At 57.0% G+C, this 15,547-nt stretch carries 15 protein-coding genes; all 15 read left to right on the top strand.

Annotation, left to right across the window (positions count from 1 at the left end; all coding sequences use genetic code 11):
* Positions 1 to 40: 40 nt before the first annotated feature.
* The 15 genes from MJ122_RS27540 to traN all read left to right on the top strand — a co-directional run bounded on the left by MJ122_RS27540 (position 41) and on the right by traN (position 15,541).
* On the top strand, positions 41 to 1,765 hold the full coding sequence (locus MJ122_RS27540; protein WP_239746894.1) for an ATP-binding protein: 1,725 nt from the start codon (positions 41 to 43) through the stop codon (positions 1,763 to 1,765).
* A complete protein-coding gene (locus tag MJ122_RS27535) occupies positions 1,755 to 3,176 on the top strand; it encodes a UvrD-helicase domain-containing protein (RefSeq protein WP_239746893.1) in 1,422 nt (473 codons plus the stop codon). Before MJ122_RS27540 ends, MJ122_RS27535 begins: the two co-directional genes overlap by 11 nt.
* Positions 3,177 to 3,332: 156 nt before the next feature.
* The gene (locus MJ122_RS27530) at positions 3,333 to 3,794 is read left to right on the top strand and encodes a hypothetical protein (RefSeq protein ID WP_239746892.1); all 462 of its coding nucleotides are present in this window, start codon (positions 3,333 to 3,335) and stop codon (positions 3,792 to 3,794) included.
* The gene (locus MJ122_RS30205) at positions 3,791 to 5,242 is read left to right on the top strand and encodes a 3'-5' exonuclease (protein ID WP_239746891.1); all 1,452 of its coding nucleotides are present in this window, start codon (positions 3,791 to 3,793) and stop codon (positions 5,240 to 5,242) included. Before MJ122_RS27530 ends, MJ122_RS30205 begins: the two co-directional genes overlap by 4 nt.
* A gap of 310 nt (positions 5,243 to 5,552) precedes the next feature.
* A complete protein-coding gene (locus MJ122_RS27520; protein ID WP_239746890.1) occupies positions 5,553 to 5,903 on the top strand; it encodes a hypothetical protein in 351 nt (116 codons plus the stop codon).
* An 85-nt stretch (positions 5,904 to 5,988) separates the two neighbouring features.
* The gene (locus MJ122_RS27515; RefSeq protein WP_239746889.1) at positions 5,989 to 6,948 is read left to right on the top strand and encodes an AAA family ATPase; all 960 of its coding nucleotides are present in this window, start codon (positions 5,989 to 5,991) and stop codon (positions 6,946 to 6,948) included.
* Positions 6,949 to 7,023: 75 nt separating this feature from the next.
* A complete protein-coding gene (locus MJ122_RS27510) occupies positions 7,024 to 8,121 on the top strand; it encodes a DUF3150 domain-containing protein (protein WP_239746888.1) in 1,098 nt (365 codons plus the stop codon).
* Positions 8,122 to 8,198: 77 nt separating this feature from the next.
* Positions 8,199 to 9,944 carry a VWA domain-containing protein gene (locus MJ122_RS27505; RefSeq protein WP_239746887.1) on the top strand — a complete coding sequence of 582 codons (1,746 nt, stop codon included), beginning with the start codon at positions 8,199 to 8,201 and terminating at the stop codon, positions 9,942 to 9,944.
* A 71-nt stretch (positions 9,945 to 10,015) separates the two neighbouring features.
* The gene (locus MJ122_RS27500) at positions 10,016 to 10,459 is read left to right on the top strand and encodes a hypothetical protein (RefSeq protein WP_239746886.1); all 444 of its coding nucleotides are present in this window, start codon (positions 10,016 to 10,018) and stop codon (positions 10,457 to 10,459) included.
* A gap of 65 nt (positions 10,460 to 10,524) precedes the next feature.
* Positions 10,525 to 10,923, top strand: a complete 399-nt coding sequence (locus MJ122_RS27495; protein ID WP_024766034.1) for a hypothetical protein — start codon at positions 10,525 to 10,527, stop codon at positions 10,921 to 10,923.
* A 96-nt stretch (positions 10,924 to 11,019) separates the two neighbouring features.
* Positions 11,020 to 11,265 (top strand): hypothetical protein, encoded by a 246-nt coding sequence (locus MJ122_RS27490; RefSeq protein WP_024766033.1) that lies wholly within the window; start codon positions 11,020 to 11,022, stop codon positions 11,263 to 11,265.
* A gap of 351 nt (positions 11,266 to 11,616) precedes the next feature.
* Positions 11,617 to 11,757 carry a hypothetical protein gene (locus tag MJ122_RS27485; RefSeq protein ID WP_239746885.1) on the top strand — a complete coding sequence of 47 codons (141 nt, stop codon included), beginning with the start codon at positions 11,617 to 11,619 and terminating at the stop codon, positions 11,755 to 11,757.
* A 265-nt stretch (positions 11,758 to 12,022) separates the two neighbouring features.
* A complete protein-coding gene (locus tag MJ122_RS27480) occupies positions 12,023 to 12,238 on the top strand; it encodes a hypothetical protein (protein WP_138526983.1) in 216 nt (71 codons plus the stop codon).
* A 273-nt stretch (positions 12,239 to 12,511) separates the two neighbouring features.
* A complete protein-coding gene (locus MJ122_RS27475) occupies positions 12,512 to 12,709 on the top strand; it encodes a hypothetical protein (protein WP_024766031.1) in 198 nt (65 codons plus the stop codon).
* 129 nt (positions 12,710 to 12,838) lie between these two features.
* The gene (gene traN, locus MJ122_RS27470; protein WP_239746884.1) at positions 12,839 to 15,541 is read left to right on the top strand and encodes a conjugal transfer mating pair stabilization protein TraN; all 2,703 of its coding nucleotides are present in this window, start codon (positions 12,839 to 12,841) and stop codon (positions 15,539 to 15,541) included.
* The last annotated feature ends 6 nt before the right edge of the window (positions 15,542 to 15,547 follow it).

Below are 15,547 nucleotides of genomic sequence, written 5' to 3'. Positions count from 1 at the left end.
TGGGAAGGACAGCAATCACGGAAGACGATGAGGAACAGTGATGGTTCGAGTCAGGCACCTAAAGATCCAGAATTTCCGCGCTATCAAGACGTTAGAGTGGGCTCCTTCTGCGGGTATCAACTGCCTAATCGGCCCCGGGGACAGCGGAAAGACCAGCGTGCTGGAGGCCATCGATCTCTGCCTAGGCGCCCGGCGCAGCGTTCGCTTCACCGATGCCGACTTTCATTTGCTGGACGTGGCTCAACCCATCTGGATCACAGTCACCGTCGGGGCCCTGCCCGATGAGCTGTTGAACCTCGATACCTACGGCGAGTTTCTCCGTGGGTTCGATGCGAACACCGGGCTTGTGGAGGATGAGCCACGCGCCGACATCGAAACGGTGTTGAGCGTGCAGTTGCAGGTTGGGGCCGACCTGGAACCCGTCTGGTCACTCTTCTCTGAAAGGGCCGTCGCGCAGGGACTGGAGCGCGGATTGGCCTGGAAGCATCGCGCGTTGCTGGCGCCGGCCAGAATTGGCCAATACGCCAGCGCGCATCTGTCTTGGAACCGAAGCTCGGTACTCAACCGCCTGACGGATGAACGTCCTGACTTAGGGTCCGAACTCGCGCGCGCCGCCCGCGAGGCCCGTAACGGATTTGGTGCCCAGGCAAGCGTCCAGCTCGCTCAGACCCTCCAAATTGTGGGGCAGACCGCATTCAACTTGGGGGTAAGTATCGGGCAGGTCCAGGCGCTGCTCGATGCGCACGCGGTCTCCATAGGCGATGGTGCGATTGCGCTACATGACGAAGGAGGCGTACCACTACACGCCTTGGGGACCGGTTCGGCACGATTGCTCACGGCTGGGCTTCAGAGAGCGGCTGCGCAAGCGTCCACCATCGCTCTGGTCGATGAGGTTGAATACGGCCTGGAACCGCATCGCCTTAAGCGTTTGTTGGACTCGCTGGGTGCGAAAGATGCAGTTGCGCCCCTGCAAGTGTTCCTGACCACCCACTCACCGGTGGCACTGCGTGAGCTCAGTAGCTCGCAGCTGTTCATCGTCCGAAGACAGCAAGACTTCCACGAAGTACGCGCACCTGGGCACTTGGATCATGTCCAGAGCACCTTGCGTTCAGATCCTGAGGCATTTCTGGCTAAGTCTGTGCTGGTCTGTGAGGGGGCAAGCGAAATCGGCCTGGCCAGGGGGCTAGACCAATATTGGTCTGAAATCGGACACCCGTCCTTCTTTGCGCTGGGTGGATCCTATGTAAACGCCGGCGGTAGCACGCCGGACCTGTGCCTGCAGCGTGGCCTCGCTCTTCGGCGGCTGGGCTATCGAGTGATGGTGTTCATCGATGCCGACAAACCTCACACTCAGGTTCTGCTGGAGGAAGTTCTGAGTGAAGGGATCTACGTGCAGACATGGCGCGCTGGCCGTGCTCTGGAGGACGAGCTTTTCCTCAGTCTTCCCGACCAGGCCATCGATGCGCTGCTCGCGTTAGCGGTGGACGAAAAGGGAGCCGAGACTGTCGCGGAGCATGTACGCTCGAAGTCGAACAATACGCTTACGCTGGAAGCGATCCACGAGTTCCGGGCTCAGAACATTCCGTATGCGCCTCCGACTCGGCAGTGCCTTGGTCAGGCGGCTCGCACCAGGAATGGTTGGTTCAAGAGTGTGACTGCCTACCAGCACGTCGGGCGCCAGATCGTCGGCCCACATGCTCAACAAGGCGATCCAGCTTTCTTTGCGTTGCTGAACGACTTGAGGGCATGGATCCATGCCGCCTGAGATTGATCTTCTTGCGATAAATCGCGGCTCGGTCACCGCGCCGGCAGGATGCGGCAAGACTCAACAGATCGCAGAAGCCCTGGCTGCCCACACCGGTAGCAAACCCATCCTCGTTTTAACCCACACCAACGCAGGTGTGGCCGCGCTGCGGGCCCGCTTGGCACAGGCCGCCATCCCAAGCTTGGCCTACCGGATAGCGACGATCGACGGATTTGCAATGCGCTTGGTGGCGAAGTTTCCTATGCGCAGCGGTTTGGCGCCGGTGGCGCTCGAACTGACCAATCCCGGCCAGGATTACCCTGCTATTCGGGCGGCCGCGGCGCGCCTATTGCAGGCCGGTCACATCACTCAGTCCCTTCAGGCGAGTTATGCGCGGCTGCTGGTGGACGAGTACCAGGATTGCAACCTTCCGCAGCACTGCATGATCGCGTGGGCGGCTCAGGTGCTCCCGACCTGCGTCCTGGGCGACCCAATGCAGGCCATCTTCGGTTTCGCCGGCAACACTCTGGTGAATTGGCAGACGGATGTGGAGTCCTACTTCCCCACGGCGGGTACACTGCAGACACCTTGGCGTTGGCACCGCGCCGGCACTCCCGCGTTGGGCCAATGGTTGTTGAATATCCGGGATCAACTTCAAGCAGGGCAGCCGGTGGACTTGCTGACAGCACCCGCCGAGGTGCTGTGGGTTCAGTTGCAGGCAGATACCGCAGATGCCCAACGTCGTCAGGCGGCGCAGGTGCGTGGCAACGGGGGCCAAGACAGCGTGCTGGTAATAGGGGACTCAAGGCGACCCGCGCGCCGCAACGATTTTGCCAGCCAAACGCCAGGCACCACCGTGGTGGAGCGAGTGGATTTACCAGAACTCATTCAGTTTGCCAGAGCCTTCAACCCGACGGCCGCCGACGCGCTCACGGTTCTCGTTCAGTTTGCCGGCAACGTAATGACGGGGGTGGGAGCCGCTCGTTTGCTTGAGCGCGTAAGGATTCTGCGCGAAGGAAGGCCACAGACTCCCCCTTCTGCTGTAGAAGCCGCCGCAGTGGCTTTCGCCAACGCTCCAAGCTTCGTCGAGGCGCATCGTTTCCTCACGGCGACAAGCCGTGATCCCCAGACTCGCGTTTACAGGCCGGAGCTACTGTATAGCTGCCAAGCTTCGCTGCAGTCGGCCCAGGGTAGCCAAGCGAGTCTGTATGCCGCCGCGCTGCAGGTTCGAGAGCGGCAGCGGCACACCGGCCGGACTCAATCGCGCCGTCGCGTGGGCAGCACGCTCTTGCTCAAGGGATTGGAAGCTGACGTGGCTGTGATCTTGGAGCCCCACGAAATGACTGCCCAGCATCTTTACGTGGCCATGACCCGGGGGGCGCGTCAGCTGATCGTTTGTTCACCCACAAGCTTACTATCACCAGCCCCGTGACTGGGCATGCTCTCATGCGCAATCTAGGAGCCTGCGGATAGCAGGGGGGCAATCTAGGAGGTACGGCTATCTTTCTGGCCAGAATCTCGTCTGAAAAAAGCATTTCTTTCCCAATAGCGCTGGGACGATATCCAGATACTTCCTCTGGAGACGCCCGTGCCGATGCCCCCTTCTGCCCATAGTCCGCGCATAAACTCCCTGCTTGAACTCCTCCGCACCGTGGCCTGGCACAGCTGGGCCATTCTTCGTTTCAAGCACCAGGGCGAGGGCCTTGGGAAGCTGACGCGCCGCCAGCAGGCGTGGTTGATCATTGTGGCCACGTTGGTTGTGCTTGCAGCAACCTACCTGGCGCCGGGCATCAAGGACGTCAAGCACCTCGTGTTGACTGGTCTGTGGTTCGTGGCGCTGACCATGGTGATCAAGGCAAGTGGTTCACGCGCCCTTGAGGGTTGGACATGCTTGTTCCTAGTGACCGAGCCGATCTGCCTGGTACTGCGATACCTGCCCGCCGGCGGAGAGCTGGATCAAGTGCTTGGCACATGGGTGCTCGGCGCGGGAGTCTTCTTCGTCTGGCGCTGTGACAGCCGGAAGGGTGGGGCAGGGAGGGGCCAGGCGTGATCGGAACCGCAGAGCAGCAGCCAATCATCGGCTACGAGGGGAACAAGCTGGTCGTAAAGGCATACGCCGGCTGTGGCAAGACCTGGACCCTCGTCGCATACGCCAACGCCCATCCGAATCTCAGGATCCTCTACCTGGCATACAACCGAGCTATCAGGGACGAAGGGGCACAGAAGTTCCCGCCTAACGTGATCTGCAAAACGTCCCACCAGCTGGCCTGGCCGCAGTTCGGGCGGCTCTACGACCACAAGCTTGGGAATATCAGGCTGACAGACGCCGCCGAGCTTCTGGAAACCAGGAAATGGGCAGATGTCCGAGAGTCGATCGCTGTCCTGAATGCCTTCCTCGCGAGCGCCGACTCTGAGGTCATGCTTCCCCACGTCGCGGCTGCATTGGACCAGGAAACGTACGAGACCTGCGGGGAAGCCCATATCGACAAGCTGATGGCCAACGCGGCTCGGCTGTGGGAGGCGATGATCGATGTCGAGCATTCTCTGCCGTGCCAGCACGACGCTTACCTGAAGCTCTACCAACTGAGCAAACCGGTTCTGGACTACGACGTCATCCTGTTCGACGAGGCCCAGGACAGTAACCCAGTGACCGCGGCGTTGGTCGCCGGGCAGCAAGCCAGGAAGATTTTTGTTGGGGACCAGTGGCAGCAAATCTACCGCTGGCGCGGAGCCGAGAACGCATTGGACCAGCAGGTCGAGGCTGGCGCTGACGTCATGTACCTGACCAATAGCTTCCGCTTCGGCCCGATGATCGCCGGCGTAGCCAACGCAATCCTCCGGCAGCAGGGTGAAACACGACCACTGGTTGGGTTGGGTCCCAGGGATAAAGTGATGACGTCGCTGCCGTTCGGTTGTGGGCACTACACCGTGCTGAACCGTACTGTCATGGGAGTGCTGATGACGGCGATCGACGCTGTGCTAGCCGGCAAGATGGTCTACTGGGTTGGGGGTATCGAGGCCTACCAGCTAGCAGACCTCGAGGACGTGCATGCACTGAAGTCGAATCGTCACGGCGACATCCGGAACAAGCGGCTATTCAGACCATTTGGTGACTTTGGGACCTTCGTCGAGGCGGCGGAGGAGAGCAAAGATGCCGAAATGAATCGCCTGGTCCGGATCACCAAAGAACATCACGACATCCCCAGGTTGGTGGCTGACTTGAGAGACCACACCACCGATGACCCGGCCGCGGCGGACATTGTCGTCAGCACGGCACACAAAGCGAAGGGATTGGAATGGGACGTGGTGCTCCTGCAGGACGATTTCCCCGATATCTTCGATACAGAAAAGGTCACGCCAGAACAGCGCAAGGACGAGTTGAATCTGCTGTACGTTGCGAACACGCGCGCCCGAAAAGTGCTTGTCATCAATCCCATCACCCAGCTGGTGATCATGAAGAGCCATGCTGAAATGCGCCGGGAGCGAGCGTCTGCTTGAAGCAAACTTCGCAATTTTGCGTACCGCCAGAGGCTTGCAGCCCTGGCGGCAAGCCGGCATGATTCAGGGGCCGAAAGGTGCGTAAGCTGCGCGCTCAAGCAGCTCAAGAATTTCCTCGCACAGCCTTCGGCTGTGCCGTTCAAGCGTTGAGCCTCCCGGCTCCGCATCCTCCAGAATCAAACGCTAGCGCATGAGCGCTGGTGCTTGTCCGTGCTCTGCACGGGTCGTCAGCTGCGACACAACAGCTTAAAAACCCTCGCGGGGAAATTTCCCCGTGTGGGAATTTCTCCGCTTCAACTTGGAGCGAGAAATGGAAAACGTAATCAACCTGACCAAATTCAAAACCACCAGCGAACTTGCAAACTTTGGAGTTCAGGATATTTCCAGCTGGAGTGAATTTAAAGAAATCCGCGATCTGCTGTACTTCCCGAGCGCGCCGACAACTGAGGTCATCACTCAGCGTGTTGAGCGCTTGGGCGAGATCGCTGTTAAAGAGTCGAAGAAGACTGGGCACAAGACCGTTCTGGTCAGTTGCCCGCCGTGGATGACCGCTGCGCTGTGCCGTGAGTTGATGTATCACGGAATTACGCCGGTCGTTAGCTTCACAAAGAAATCGATTGATGAAGGCCTGACTGTTATCGCGTTAGTGCCTGCTGCTTGATCTAACTAAAAAATACCCTCTGGGGAGTTATCCCCTTGGGGATTCTCCTTATCTGGGCCTCGCTTGAGAGAAAGGAGAAATTCAAATGCATTTCAACGCACAAGTCCCTGTTTCGGCTTTTGGTTTTGTTTCCGACAAGACGGCACCCGCCTTCTCATCGGGGCATGAATGGCAAATGTACGTTCCCCCGGAGAAGAAGTATTTCTTCCGGGAGATGTTGCTCAAACCGTTCATGAACTGGTTGTACGCACCCTTCGGGGACAGCGCACTGCTGGTGGGGCCAACCGGATCGGGCAAGTCCTCGATCGTGGAGCAACTGGCAGCACGGCTGAACTGGCCATGCATTACTGTCTCGGCTCATAGCCGAATGGAGATGCCGGAGCTGGTGGGGTACAACCTGCCGGTCACCGACCAGCTGACCGGGGATCTAAACACCAAGTTTGTTGATGGCCCCCTCACCAAGGCTATGCGCAATGGATTCCTCTTTGTGCTGGATGAGTGGGACACCTTGGATCCTGCAGTCACCGTTGGCCTTCACGCTGTACTCGAAGGCCGTCCGCTGGTGATTGCAGAAAACAACGGTGAGGTCGTCAACGCGCATCCGAACTTCCGCTTCGTTGGCTGTGGTAACACCAGAGGCCAAGGGGACGGGAACGGACTGCACGCGGGAACGATGATGCAAAACCTAGCGTCTCTGGATCGGTTCCGGGTGTTCGAATGCCCGTACCTGTCCGAGGATGAAGAGTTGAAGGCATTGCTGGATGCTCTACCTCAGGTTGACGCGTCAATTGCCCAACGAATGGTGCGGATTGCGAACTCGATTCGTGACCAGCATCAGGGCAAGAACGGCCAATACCTCAGCGTAACGATGTCCACCAGGACAGTGCTGCGTTGGGCGCGAATTGCAACTGGTTACGCCAGCCAAGGCGTCAACGAGCCGGCCAAAACTGCGTTATTCGAGTCGTTGCTCAATCGCTGCGATCAAGTCCAACAAATCGCCATCAACCAAATCGCGAAAAGCGTGTTCGGTAACGACTGGAAGTAAAAACCCTTTGGGGGAGTCATCCCCCAAACAGGGCGTGATTTCCCCTTTCATGTTCGAGAGAAAGGAAAAATCACAATGGCTATTCAACCTAATGAAATTAAGATTCTTCAGCAGCTTCTGCTGGTGGATCTTTCAGATATTCATCTTTGGACAGCAAGAAAGAAACTTCAGCCTTCGATGTTTGAGGGTAAAGTTCCGCCAGAAACTTTGGCGTCACTCGGGTCAATGCGCGTCATCGATCCTGAAGTTTTAAAGCCTTTTGAGAAACTCAAGCGTAAAGCGACTGCTGTTCTAGAAACACATGGGGTCAAGTTTTTGGGGGGCTACGCAGTTTCCCAGGACCGAATCCAAGAAGTGATCGCAGAGCTCGAAAGACTCAAAGATGAATTTTATACAGCCAAAACCTGGTTCATTTCTAACTATGACCACCTGGTCAAGCGTTGGATTGATAAGGGATGGGACAAAGAAGAGTGGCGAAATGCAATTCAAGCTTCGGTGACGCCCAAGGCGAAAGTCGAGGAAGGAATGCAATTCGGCTATGCCGCGTGCCGAGTGGCTCCGGACGGTGATACTCACCTGTCCGACACGCTCGGTAAGCAGGTCCGTGGATTGTCAGATCAGCTTTACGCTGAAACGGCAGATACAGCGCTCCGGCTCCTGGAAACGGGACTCGCGACGCGGGGCCAGGTGACTCAGGTGACACTGAACACCGTGCGGAAAATCAGCACGAAACTCCGAGGCCTCATGTTCCTGTCATCGGATGTGAAGGTGCTGACTGACCATATCGAAGAGGTGCTGGCATCCCTGCCGCAGGCTGGTCCTGTGTCGGGGGTGGAGTACAACACTGTGGTCACGCTGGTATCGAGCCTGAGCGACGAGGACTCGATTCGGCGACTCGTCAAAAACCTCAATCTGGCCCAGGGAAACGCCGGCGCACCTGCACTGCAGGTCACGTCAACGGCTCCTTGTGATGCGGATCGAGTGGAGCCTAAACAGGTACAACTCGCCGAGCTGTTTTCAGCTGCAGCGAGTGCCGAACAGGAGCCCGCCGATCTGCTCTTCCCGGTAGATGCTCCCGCCCCGGCGGTAGCTGAGATCCCGAGCCCAACGCCAGCAACGCCGGCGCCGGTGGAGGTAGCCCCTCAACCGATACCGCAAAACTTCTGGTTCTAACCATCAAAAACCCCGTGCGGGAGTTCTCTTCCGCAAGGGGAGAACTCCTTTCTGCGGTGGCGAGAAAGGAGACAACGATGAGTACGAAATCCTTGGTCGGCTCACTGCCGATCTACGCTCAACACCTGGCCGAGAAAACCGGCGTAAAGGTGTTTGTTGAAGGCTCGGTTGCTTACACGAATGTGAACAGGGAGGTGTATGTCCCTTTCGCTGACGATGACCTGGACCTGGCCTTTGGCTACATCGACCACGAGTGCTCCCACGTCCGCAACACCGACTTGGAAGCCTTTGAGCAAAGTAAATCTGTCGCGTTTCGCCGGCACCTGCTGAATGCGCTCGAAGATATCCGTATCGAGCGCTTAAGCATGGAGCAGTACCCGGGCACGGAGGACAACCTCCGCTACCTCAATCGAAAGGTTCTGTTGGAGCCGTTCGTGGCAGCTTCGGTGGACGCATGTCCTCCGCTGCACGTCGTCGCCAACGCTGTTCTTTTCGGGGGCTACTGGCTGCTGCAGGAGCCGCAATTAGAGGTTCCGGCAAAGGCGTACCTCGCCCGTCTGGACTCTCTCATCGGCACCGACGCGGCGCGTTCGGTGATGGAGGTAGTGAAGCGGACGCTCGACTGCGGGTCCACCTGGGAAGTACTCCAGTTGGTCGACGAGATTATTGCGTTGCTGCCGTCCTCATCTGAGGCGCCACGCGATAAGAACGATCCGCAGCCAGGGGATGCTAACGAACCCGGCTCGCCGGAGACAGGTGAGTCTGACCAGGAAGGGCAACAGCCCAACCAGGAAGGGCCAAACAGTTCCGGCGACGATGCATCGGAGGCGGGGAATCAAGGGGCTGTTGAGCCCTGCGATGGACCTGCTGAAGCAGCAAAGCCGAATGCTTCAGGGGAAAGCGCACCTGACGGGGCTCCTAACCTGCGCGAGCTGGCCATGGAGGCCTCGGAAGCTGATCTCGATGGTTTGGTTTCCGACGTGGGTGACGTAGCCGCTGCTCTGCTGACTCAGGGAGCTAAAAGCAACCCGCCAAATCTCTCGCCATTCACCTTGGGCGGTCGCGCAATGGACCGATCACAAATGGAAGGCGAGTCGCGCGTCCGGTACGGAGTATTCCAGTCGTCCGGACTTCAACAGTGCCTGTATGGGCTGTTGCAGGCGAAGGTGGATTGCCGAGTAAGCCTTAGGCGTTCCGGGAAGCGTTTGGATACCGGGCGCCTGGCCATGCTGCCGGCGGGGGAAACCAGGATCTACCGTCACAAGGCGCGTGCAGAGCGAAGTTCAGCAGCGGTGCAATTGCTGTTGGACAAGTCGGGAAGCATGCGCGAAGCGATGGGAGAAGCTGAAGCCGCGATCTATGCCGTCCTCCATGCTCTGGAGAGCATCCCCCAAGTCACGACTGGGGCGATGTCCTTCCCGAACATGTGTGGTGATGGTGTGGAGCGCTGCGCGCTGATCAAGAGTTGGCGGGAAAGGCTTGTATCCGCGGTGCGAGAGGGTGGCTTTGGTGCTTCGGCTCAGGGGGGAACCCCCCTGGTCAGGGCGCTCTGGCCAGCTGCCTGCGAGGTCCTTCGGGCACCGGGTGAGAGAAAGCTGCTCCTGATTGCTACCGATGGCGAGCCTGACTCCGGAACTGAGCAGCAGGTGAGGGAACTGGTCGCGCGCTGCGAGGCGAGCGGTATTGAGGTGTTTGGCCTGGGTTTTGGAAAGGCTACCGCCACAGTCCTTGCCAAGTGCTTCTCGAGGTACCAAGCGATAGGTCAAGTATCCAACCTCAAGAGCGCGCTCTACGAGCTCGTTCGAGAGGCACTGGTCGCCTGACGTAACCAATCATCCCATTGGGGGTTCTCCCCCAATGGGCGAGACCTCCGTGCGGAATGTGGAGGTCTGAAATGGAAAATATTGCACTTGCCATGCCCCTGTTCGATTTGTTCGGGGAGCAGGTCGTAACCCAACGCCGAACCTTCGGGCCACGCCCGCGCCGCTCCACTGCTGCCAAGGTGATCCAACTCGGTCTTCTCGACATCATCGAGATGTCCGAAGCAGAGCTGGAACGGTTGAGGGGGGAAGACGAAGTTACTGACGACTACGTTCAGTGGCTCAGGGAGTACCTCTTGAAGCTCACGTTGCGCCAACTGGTTCATCCCCAGTCGAGCAACGAAACGCGGATGGATGCACTGCTGTGGATCCAAAGTGATGACAACCATCCCTTCAGCTTCCGGGCTTGCTGTAACGCCTGGACTGAGGCTCACCTTGACCGCGGTGCGGATCACGAGGATGTGCGGGACGGTGTTCTCTGGATCTGCCGCAAACTGCAGACAAAGCTGAAACTGTAAAAAAGCCCGCCGAGGGGGAAAGCCCCTCGCGGGCTTTCTCTTTTCGGCATCGAAAGGAGAGAAAGATGGACCTCAACCATGAAAACCTGCGCCGGCAGGCGCTGGAGTTTCGTGCGCGCAATGAGCAAGAAGTAAACGCCGTTCAGAGCGACCTGGTTCGCAGCGGATTGGTGTTGCTGGACAAGGTCTGCTCCGCGGTCTTGGGCCAGGGTGAACTGAGTTTGGTACGCGCAGCGTTGGTCGGGAACAACCTCAGTCAGGTGTTCTCACTCCTGCGCCCGCGAGCTCACGATCTCGGCCGCGTAGATCACGCTGGCATCTACTGGGAATGGATCGACGCCTACGGCTTCTTCCAGGACGCAGTGGACACCAGCTGGCGCTACATGACGATAGAGCGCCGCGCGCAGGCACTTGCCTGGGCTTCCCAGAAAACGACTGCAATCAACAGCTACTGCAAGCAATAGCAACAGCAGGACCGCCGGCGTAGCCGGCGACATGCACAACCCATACGGGGCGTCACTCCGTATGGGGGGCCGCTCCGTCAACTCGGAGTGAGCAGCATGAATCCAATCCTCGCTGCAGCGCAGATGACTGCCGGTACCACCGTGAAGAGAAAGGCCTGGGCCTCCCGTGGCGACACCAAAGTCCATTTATGGGAGTTGGAGTCTGGGGGCGTGCTGATGTTGCAGCATGTTAAGGGTGAAGGCTTTAAACAACCGGTGATATTGGAAAGTGAAATGGAAGTGGTGGTAGACCGATTCCGACACAAAAGAGGCCAGCGGGTATTTTCTCCGCAAGGTGCGTAAATAAAAAAGGGCGTCTGTAGGCGCCTTTTCTTATTTTCCTACCTTGTTCAGATGGAGCAGTTTGGTATCATCTCCATCAAGCAATCAAAGGGTTGAAACACGAAAAGCCCCACGGGGCACCCGAACTTTGCGATGTGCAGTGTTGCACTCGCCAAGCGCCTATACCACCTATGTGGTTGGGCAACTCCTGAAGCATGTATGTGCGGATGGAAAAGCGGAGCCAGGCTTTAAAACTGGCTTAAAAACAAAGCATTGATTCTGGATTTTCAGATAGATGCTTTCACAAACCCACAGCGGGAGAAATCCCGCATGGGGTATCTCCGTCTGCTGTTTGCGAATGGAGATACACAAATGAAAATTCTGGCCGTTATTGTCGCACTGACCGTTGGTGGCATCCAAGTTGGTTGTGGCCTGTTCGACCGAACTCTCGAGACTGCCAAACAGTCTCAAACAGCAAGTCTGGTAAAGGCCCGCCAGAACATTACGTTCTGAATAAAACCCTGAGGGGCTCCCCCTCACGGGAAGCCTCTCACTCTACGTGGGTGGCAATAATGCACTTCGACGATTCCCTTGCAGCTGTCCGTAAGGCTGAAAGCCTTGCACTCGACAGAAAACTTCCGCATGCGATTTATGCAGAAGGAACTGGATTCGCTGTAAGCGTAGTAACTCAGCCCAATGGGTTGGAGTTGGAAATAATTAACCCTGTGCGGGAGTCTCCCGCAAGGGCTACCTCTGCGCATTAACTGAGAGGTAGTAAATGAAAAAGACGAAATTGAAAGATTGGTTCATCAACTTCTTTCTAGCCATGGGAGCCGGCTTTATCGTGCCTGGCTTGCTGCTGCTTGGCTTGCCGCCGGACGAACGAGTCGACAACCTTGAGTGGGGAGCTTGGCTACTTGTGGTAGGATTTCTCTGCCTGGTAGTCAGTCTCATCATGGCTGTACTGGAAGATCTGAAAGGAGAAGGCGAATGAGTCCTCTTGGCATTGGTGTGATTGCGGTCGTTTCGTTCACGGTCACGATGGGTGTGACCGCGCTTCTGCTCGATCGAGTCATTCAACGGCACAAGAAGGAGCGTCAAGCTCACCGCCACGGATGAACCTACCTGGACGCCTCGTGCGGCTCGGTACCTAAAACCTAGAGCCTAGCCTTCGGGCTAGGCTCCGCTGCGATCACCCCTGGTGGGTGATCCCCGGAACCCTCTCATCGCTGAGGGCTGCGGGGATCACCTACCAGGAGTACGAATCGTGACCGCAGCCAACGCAATTTACTGTCGAGAACTGGGTGAGTTGATGGTCGACTCCGGTCGGCGCTTTCTGGTGCCACCGAAGATCGCCGATACCGTCAAGGACAGGAATCCAGACCCCCGCTACGTCAAGCGCTGGGCAGTGATTCACAAGCTCATCTCCTCTGACGACGAGGTGATCGTCCACGTTCCGACGTAACCCCTACGGACCCCGGTCAGCACATGCTGACCGGGGTTTCGTTTTTCTGCACATTCTTCACTGGAAAAGGCCTTCCGGCTCTATCCAGCTTCCATAGCATCGAGGCACTTCAACCTCGAGCACTCGCCCATGCCAAACCCATTCCGCGCCCGCCAATCGCTGATCCGTGCGGTCAGTACGGTTGTGGTGGGGCTGTACCTCAACATGACTGCCTTCAGCGCCTGGGCCGACGCTGTTTCAGCAGGGTCCAGTGCTGGCCAGGATGTTGGAAAGCAGGGCATCAGTGTCTTCAGCGGATCCACCGGATCGGCAACACTGAAGGATATCTTTTCCGGCTACCAGGATGGGAACACTCAGTCCCTGGAAGGCGTTTATGGGAGTGATGCGCACACGATCGATCTCGGCCAGAAGGCGAATACTCAGCTCGCCAGCGACTCCGGCACCACGGGGGATGCCTATCGCCTGCTTCAGGACTCGTCACGTAGGGTTCAACCCGACCTTTCGAAAGACCCCATGTACTCGAATGCTGACTCTGTCCGATCGAGCGATTACATGCAGGCATTCCAACAGAACTTTGCCGATTGCAAAAAGACCGATCAGTTTGCTGATGCAACGATTAAGTCTCACATTGCAAGCTATAAGACTTGCGAGCGTTTGGTAAAGCCCCAAGGAAACTGCGATATCAGCCATGAGGTTAAAGTTAAAGCCGGTCCAGTTGACTTGGTGTTCCTTGTCGATAACTCTGGGTCAATGGGTGGGGTCATCTCAGAGCTTCGCAGCTCAATCAGCAACCTGGCAATGTTGCTCGGATCAACTAATTCAGGTGATCTTAGAATTGGTGGGGCACTTACTAGGGGTACTGACTATGTTTCACGGCATATCGATTTGACCGACGATACAAGCTCCTTCCAGTCATGGATAAATGGGGTGGGAACCTCCTCCGGTGACACCTACAACGTAGCCGCTGCAAACTATGTCTTGGACACTTTCACCTGGCGAAGTGATGTTCAGAAAGTAATAGTATTTATCGGCAACAAAGATGGCGCCGGTAGTGGGGGCGCCGAGCTCATTCAAAAAATGGCGTCGTTAGGGGTTACGTCGTATGTTTTTCACGACAATGGAAGTGTGAAAGCACTCGGCACCTGGATCGCCAATAGCTTCTCAGCAACAGGACTCTACAAAATGGCCCAGTTCCTGGTTGTTGTCGAAGACTATTGGACACCACAAGATTGCCTCGCTGCGGCTACTGCAACGCTTGAGGAGTTCTGCACGGGGTCCTATAGCACTACCGCCGGCAGCAGCGGCGATTCGAGTAGCTGTGTGAACCTATCCGGATTCGACGTTTGCCCTGGCGATCCGATTTACCAGAAGCTGCAGCCGCCTCCCATTCCGAATGTTGATCGTCTGGCAACTAAGGTCCACGTATCTGCCCTGCAGTGTGATTACAACGTAGGCCAAATGGACTGCTATGTGGACGCTCAGGGTAAGACCCAGTGCCCGTACAACGATGGATCGAGTTTGGATAGTTGCACCAGCTTCGAGCAGAACAGTTCCTGTGGCTTTGTTAGCCAATCGTGTGTTCAAGGCGCCAGTGGTTCGAAAGGGACATGTTACGTCTACAACGAAACCTGGGACTGCGGCTACGACGTTTCGGTACCGACTGTGGTGAACACCGGCCAGAAGATCGAGTGCCCGGGGGGAGCACGTTGCATGGGAAGCGAATGCTTCGATACGTCGAATACCAAGAGTGGTGATTTCGCCTACGCAGTTGCAATGCTGCAAGTCACCCAGTTCGCGGAGCAGGACATGACTTGTGCTTCCCCCGATAGCCTTGATTGCAAAATCTTTGGTGGCGAAGCCATGGAGTGCAAGAAAGCCTTGGGCGGCTACGTGGACTGCTGTGAAGCCCCCAGCGGCGTGAGCCTCATGGACTATGTGAACCTCACCATGGCATCGCTGAAAATGGCTTCATCTGTGGAGGCCTTGAACCGCACTGGAAGCCTGTTTGCGCCTGGTTACTGGCAGGCTGGTGGAGCTGCTCTTGAGGCTGGAGCTGGTGCGCTGATCAAGGGCCAGTGGGGGAGCATCGTTGACTCAGCGACCGGTGCATTCAGTAGCGAGATGGCCGGCAACGCGACGATTGGTGTCCTGCAGCAGCAGCTGATGCAATGGGCCTACGATGGCATGGTACAGATGGGCGCCGCCAACGCAGCGAGCGCGGTTTTCCAAACAGGTTCGGACGGAGCGGTGTCTGGGCTGACCAGCCAAGCAGCAATGGTCGTAAATATCATCGGTTGGATTTACACCGTATATGTGATTACGGACATGTTGATTCATATTATTTGGGAGTGCGAGCCGAAAGAATTCGAACTTGGCGCTAAGAATGAGACTAGACAATGCACATTTGTAGGAAGCTATTGTGCAAGCAAGTCGATTGGGGGCTGCATCGAAAAGCGTGATGCATATTGCTGCTTTGGATCGGTAGTAGGACGAATTATCCAAGAGCAAGGGCGCAAGCAGCTAGGTTTGAATTTTGGCGAGGCTGAAAGTCCAAGTTGCGAAGGCCTAACTCCTGCGCAGCTTCAGCAACTCGATTGGTCTAAAATAGACCTCTCTGAATGGATCGGAATGCTGAGCATCACTGGGAACCTTCCCACAGTAAACTCGGTGACCCTCACGAACTTGACGGGTAATGGAAGTGAGTTGAATGACATATTCAATGACGGCACGGGCCGCGCTGATACAGTTGAGCGCAACGTAGAGCGGCTAAAAGATGTAGATGTTGATTCTGTGAAGAAGAATGCCGCTCAACAAATGCAGCCGGTTAAGTGAAAAAAA

The organism is Pseudomonas sp. DP-17, assembly GCF_022380625.1.
GTDB classification, from domain to species: Bacteria; Pseudomonadota; Gammaproteobacteria; order Pseudomonadales; family Pseudomonadaceae; genus Pseudomonas; species Pseudomonas nitroreducens_A.
This window is presented reverse-complemented; position numbering and strand designations above follow the sequence as displayed.

Bases quoted from the DNA above. Each gene is read 5' to 3' on its own strand.
- MJ122_RS27485 (WP_239746885.1), top strand. From the start codon at position 11,617: ATGAAAATTCTGGCCGTTATTGTCGCACTGACCGTTGGTGGCATCCAA.
- MJ122_RS27480 (WP_138526983.1), top strand. From the start codon at position 12,023: ATGAAAAAGACGAAATTGAAAGATTGGTTCATCAACTTCTTTCTAGCC.
- MJ122_RS27540 (WP_239746894.1), top strand. From the start codon at position 41: ATGGTTCGAGTCAGGCACCTAAAGATCCAGAATTTCCGCGCTATCAAG.
- traN (WP_239746884.1), top strand. From the start codon at position 12,839: ATGCCAAACCCATTCCGCGCCCGCCAATCGCTGATCCGTGCGGTCAGT.
- MJ122_RS27510 (WP_239746888.1), top strand. From the start codon at position 7,024: ATGGCTATTCAACCTAATGAAATTAAGATTCTTCAGCAGCTTCTGCTG.
- MJ122_RS27500 (WP_239746886.1), top strand. From the start codon at position 10,016: ATGGAAAATATTGCACTTGCCATGCCCCTGTTCGATTTGTTCGGGGAG.
- MJ122_RS27520 (WP_239746890.1), top strand. From the start codon at position 5,553: ATGGAAAACGTAATCAACCTGACCAAATTCAAAACCACCAGCGAACTT.
- MJ122_RS27515 (WP_239746889.1), top strand. From the start codon at position 5,989: ATGCATTTCAACGCACAAGTCCCTGTTTCGGCTTTTGGTTTTGTTTCC.
- MJ122_RS27505 (WP_239746887.1), top strand. From the start codon at position 8,199: ATGAGTACGAAATCCTTGGTCGGCTCACTGCCGATCTACGCTCAACAC.
- MJ122_RS27495 (WP_024766034.1), top strand. From the start codon at position 10,525: ATGGACCTCAACCATGAAAACCTGCGCCGGCAGGCGCTGGAGTTTCGT.
- MJ122_RS27490 (WP_024766033.1), top strand. From the start codon at position 11,020: ATGAATCCAATCCTCGCTGCAGCGCAGATGACTGCCGGTACCACCGTG.
- MJ122_RS27535 (WP_239746893.1), top strand. From the start codon at position 1,755: ATGCCGCCTGAGATTGATCTTCTTGCGATAAATCGCGGCTCGGTCACC.